The organism is Gelidibacter sp. (assembly GCF_039916245.1).
GTDB lineage: Bacteria > Bacteroidota > Bacteroidia > Flavobacteriales > Flavobacteriaceae > Gelidibacter.
In genome coordinates this window covers 1-4,311 of the sequence record NZ_JBDSLS010000272.1, presented here as the reverse complement: position 1 = coordinate 4,311, position 4,311 = coordinate 1, and the positions used below count along the sequence as shown (strand labels likewise).

4 protein-coding genes and 1 pseudogene are annotated in these 4,311 nt (G+C 37.8%); 4 read left to right on the top strand and 1 reads right to left on the bottom strand.

Annotation, left to right across the window (positions count from 1 at the left end; genetic code table 11):
• The 3 genes and pseudogenes from ABIQ28_RS13890 to ABIQ28_RS13880 all read left to right on the top strand — a co-directional run.
• Positions 1–120 (top strand): annotated as a pseudogene (locus ABIQ28_RS13890) (acyl-ACP desaturase); the annotation flags it as partial.
• Between the two features lie 318 nt (positions 121–438).
• Complete coding sequence (locus ABIQ28_RS13885) at positions 439–825, top strand: GxxExxY protein (protein WP_348038324.1); 387 nt, start codon at positions 439–441, stop codon at positions 823–825.
• Between the two features lie 168 nt (positions 826–993).
• Complete coding sequence (locus ABIQ28_RS13880; RefSeq protein WP_348038322.1) at positions 994–1,650, top strand: HD domain-containing protein; 657 nt, start codon at positions 994–996, stop codon at positions 1,648–1,650.
• Positions 1,651–1,653: 3 nt separating this feature from the next.
• Here ABIQ28_RS13880 and ABIQ28_RS13875 read toward each other — a convergent pair whose 3' ends face one another.
• Positions 1,654–2,727: a PA0069 family radical SAM protein gene (locus ABIQ28_RS13875; protein WP_348038320.1), complete on the bottom strand. Its 1,074-nt coding sequence runs from the start codon at positions 2,725–2,727 to the stop codon at positions 1,654–1,656.
• A 233-nt stretch (positions 2,728–2,960) separates the two neighbouring features.
• On the opposite strand from ABIQ28_RS13875, the gene ABIQ28_RS13870 reads away from it, so the two are divergent.
• The coding region (locus ABIQ28_RS13870) for a S46 family peptidase (protein WP_348038318.1) at positions 2,961–4,311 on the top strand (1,351 nt) is incomplete at its 3' end.

Sequence of the window (4,311 nt, the reverse complement as noted above, 5' to 3'; positions counted from 1 at the left end):
GAAAAAGCAAGAGACTATCTCATGAAACTTCCAGACCGCATGAAACGTTTGGCCGATCGTATGAGAATTCCTGAGAACTCTTATCAGTTTAAATGGGTGCAACCGGCATCTTTAAAATAGAACGATAGAACGCTGATGACGCAGATGGAGCAGATTTTCACTGATCTTTAATTCTCAAAATCATCATAACTTATAGTTTGTAGATGAAAATTTTTTACAGCTTTAATAGTTCTTCTTTTTAAATTATATGACATCAGCGTCATCAGCGTTCCATTTTTCGAGAGAACGCTGATGACACAGATGGAGCAGATTTGCACTGATCATAACTTCACTATTAATAGTCCTCCTTTTAAATCATAAAAAATCAGCGTCATCCGCATTCTATATTTAGGAAATCAATAACTTTTATCTTTTCTTTATAGATAAAACCATTGCATTTTGGAAAATTATAAACATTCAGAAACCACCGAACTTATCATTAAGTGTTTCTACAACGTTTATAATCAATTAGGCTATGGCTTTTTAGAAAAAGTGTATGAAAATGCCATGTTTTTAGAACTAAGAAACTTAGGTCTTTTTGTAGAAAAACAAAAACGCATCAGTGTTTATTACAAGCAACAACAAGTTGGGGATTATTTTGCCGACCTAATCGTTTCTGAAGCCGTAATTATTGAAATCAAGGCAACTGAATCGTTGTGTGAAGAACATGAATTCCAACTAATTAACTATCTAAAAGCAACAGAAATAGAAGTTGGGATATTACTTAATTTTGGAAAAAAACCTCAGATAAAAAGGAAAGTCTTTTCGAACAAACCTTTAGATTAAGATGATAGAACAATTATGACGCTGATGTAGCAGATATGCACTGATTTATCTGTTCTAAAAAAATGACTATAGTCTAATAAAAAATTCATAAATATAAAATATCCTCTTTCCTTAACCACCTATCAGTTTAAATCATAAGAAATCAGCGTCATCTGCGTTCCATCCCATATGAAGATTCAAGAACAACAAATCTCAAAAACCATCACTTTCGTCAAAGAGCAACTCGTTAATGCCGAAGGCGGACACGATTGGTTTCACATCCAAAGAGTACTTAACAACGCCATGCTTATCGCCAAAAGTGAAGATGTTGATGTGTTCATCGTCCAACTCGGGGCTTTACTTCATGATATAGCAGATAGTAAATTTCATAATGGCGATGAAACTGTTGGGCCAAGAGTTGCACGAGAATTTTTACTCGGCATTCATGTGAACCATGAGGTCATCGAACATGTCATCAATATCATTGAAAACATCTCGTTTGGCGGCGGAAACAAACCTCAACATTTCAAATCTCCTGAGCTTGATGTCATCCAGGATGCTGATCGTTTGGATGCCATTGGTGCTATCGGCATTGCCAGAACCTTTAACTACGGCGGGTTTAAAGACAGAACTATATATGATCCTGATATCAAGCCAAATCTGAAAATGACTAAGGAAGAATACAAAGCCTCCAATGCGCCAACGATTAACCATTTTTACGAAAAATTGCTGTTGCTAAAAGATAAAATGAATACCAAAACAGGGCAACGAATCGCTGCGGATAGGCATGAATTTATGGAGCAATTCCTCGAGCAATTTTATGCAGAATGGGATGGTAACAAATAAACATTAAAATAACTTTAGCTGACCATCCTTAAACTGTTCATGAAGTGTGGTGTTGAGCTTTGGCATCTGTTTATCTTTGAAATAGTTACGTTTTGCCATTTTAACCATAGCATTTATTTGTTTGGCAATCTCGCCTTCCCCACGCATTCTCGTGCCAAAACGCGAATCATTTAAATTCCCGCCATGGCAACTTGCAATTTGGTGCAATACTTTATCCGCACGATCGGGCATGGTTTTTTTGATCCAATCGGTAAAAATTTCGCCGATGGCTCCGTTTAATCTGACAATAGTGTGACCCATACTCAAAGCGCCCATTTCAGAAACTTTTTTCGCTAAAGGCAACACTTCATGACTATTTATGGATGGGATAATCGGTGCCATCATCACATTGACAGGAATTCCGTTTTCTGATAAAATCTTCACGGTCTCCAAGCGTTTTTTAATGGTAGCGGTTCGCGGTTCCAAAACCCTGCGGGTCTCTTCTGAAAGGGAAGTAATGGAAATATTCACACCAATAAGATTGTCCTTCGCCAAAGCTTTCAACAAGTCCAGATCGCGAAGAATTAAGGCGTTTTTTGTGATGATCCCGACTGGATGTTTGTATTTTAAAAACACTTCCAAGCATTTTCGGGTGATTTCAAATTGCTTTTCGGCCGGTTGGTAGCAATCGGTGTTTCCAGACATGATTATCGGATGCGCTTCCCAACTTTTACGTTGGATAAACTTTTCTAATAAAAATGGCGCGTCTTTTTTTACCAAAATCCGACGTTCAAAATCCAAGCCGGCACTGTAGCCCCAAAACTCATGGCTGTTGCGGGCATAGCAGTAAACACAACCATGTTCGCAACCTTGGTACATGTTCATGGAATAGCCCATGCCCACATCCGGACTTTGCACTTTATTGACAATGGTCTTTGGGAATACGTCAAGATAGAGCGTTTTATTTTTGTCGGCGTCTTCTCCTTCCAGAGCGCAATATTCTAGAAAATCATCACGGATTTCGTGGGTTAATTCGAAGAAACGATTGGCTACGTTGATTTGTGCTCCACGACCTTTGAGGGTGGAATTTCGATCCATAGGTATAGTTTTTTGATGTTTCTCATCGCTAAGATGAGGGTTAAAATTACTACGAGTCTGCCCTATTTGATGGCTACAGAATGTAGAAACTAATCTTAATCTCTAACAATTAACAGATTGACAACTGAAAAAACCCTCTAAAACCTCAAAAAATAACATGCATTTAACAGTTAAAAACCCTTTAAACACGGGAAAAATTCAATAATTTTGGCGCTCACAAATAATAAAAAAACATGAAGAAATTATTGCTCTCTTTTACCGTTTTTATGCTGACTTTTTCGACGGCCATAAAAGCTGATGAAGGCATGTGGTTTTTGATGCATATTGAGCGTTTGAACCAAAGAGACATGCAAAAAATGGGACTTCAATTGACGGCTGAAGAAATTTACAGCGTCAACAACAGAAGTTTAAAAGATGCCATCGTGCAATTTAATGGTGGGTGTACGGCCAGCATCGTTTCTGAAAATGGCTTGGTACTGACCAACCATCACTGTGGATACAATGCCATTGCAGAATTATCGACTGCTGAAAGAAATCACTTAAAAGATGGCTATTGGGCAAAATCTTTAGAGTCCGAATTAAAGCCAGAAAGCTTATATGTCCGATTCTTTGTAAGAATGGATGATGTTTCAAAACGTATCTTATCACAAGTCAATGATAAAATGACTGAAAAAGAACGTGAAGCTGCGATCAATAAAGAGATTGCTAAAATTGAAAAAGAAAACAACGAAGGCGGAAAATATACTGTTTCTGTGCGTTCATTCTACCAAGGCAATGAGTTTTACTATTTCGTTTATGAAGATTTCACAGACGTTCGTTTGGTAGGAACTCCTCCAGAAAGTGTTGGAAAATACGGTGGCGATACTGATAATTGGGAGTGGCCAAGACATACGGGCGATTTCTCTTTATTTAGAGTTTATGCCGATGCTGAAGGAAATCCAGCGGAATACTCAACTGCTAACGTGCCTTTAAAATCAAAATACCACCTTCCTGTAAGTATTGATGGGGTTAAGGAAAATGATTTTGCCATGATTTTAGGTTATCCTGGTCGAACCAACCGTTGGATGCCTGCACAAGGTGTGGAACAAAACGTAAAGTTTGCTTATCCTGCTTGGGTTGAAGGTTCAAAACTGAGCATGGATGTAATGAAAAAATATATGGATAATGATGAAGCCATCAACTTGATGTACGCGTCTTCTTATGCAAGTATTGCCAACTATTGGAAAAACCGTGGCGGGATGATTGAGGCTTTAACCGCTCACAAAACGGTAGCCACAAAAACCGATGTGGAGAAGAAATTTGACAAATGGGCGAACAAAAAGAAAAACAAAGCACAATATGGCAATGTCATTTCTGACATCAACGCCTACTACAAATTAACGAATGACAAAGCACAACACGACAACTATTTAAGTGGTATTGTTCGTGGTTCTAAATTTGCCGTTTTACCTTACAGATTAGGTAGTGCTTTAGAGCAATATGTTGCTGCCAATGAAGCCGCACGTGAAAACATGTTGCCAAGATTAGAAGGTTTTATAGATAGTAATTATAAAAATTACCACTTGCCTTTAGAAAAAGAAATTT

What these genes read in the sequence shown, in the direction of transcription:
- ABIQ28_RS13880 (WP_348038322.1), top strand. Translation starts at nt 994, where the DNA reads ATGAAGATTCAAGAACAACAAATCTCAAAAACCATCACTTTCGTCAAA.
- ABIQ28_RS13875 (WP_348038320.1), bottom strand. Translation starts at nt 2,727, where the DNA reads ATGGATCGAAATTCCACCCTCAAAGGTCGTGGAGCACAAATCAACGTA.